General features: G+C 64.9%; 1 pseudogene. It reads right to left on the bottom strand.

What is annotated here, in order from left to right:
• Positions 1-350, bottom strand: a pseudogene (locus AC1D0P_RS32850) (RNA polymerase subunit sigma-24); the annotation flags it as partial.

Raw genomic sequence — 350 nt, 5'->3', positions numbered from 1 at the left:
CCTGGCATCCGTATAGGCGGCAGCCGCACCGGCGGTGTCGCCGGCGCGATCGAGGAAATCCGCCTTGGCGAAATGCGCGAACTTGTAGCTGGCGAGCTCGCCTTCGGTAAGCCGGGCGATGATTGGCAGGGCAGCCTGCGGGCCGTCGCGCATGCCGAGTGCGATGGCGCGGTTCAGCTCTACGACCGGACCGGGATCGGCGAGCCGTAAAAGGTCATAGAGCGCGACAATTTGCGCCCAATCCGTTCGGTCCGCCTCTGTCGCACGCGCATGCTCGGCCGCGATTGCCGCCTGCAGCACATAGGTCGAATAGGGTGGATGCCCCATTGCCTCATCGACCAGTTGAAGAC

The sequence above is a fragment of the Polaromonas sp. P1_G2 genome, from assembly GCF_056405515.1.
The sequence above is the reverse complement of the archived record's forward strand: the minus strand, read 5'-3'. Positions and strand labels throughout refer to the sequence as shown.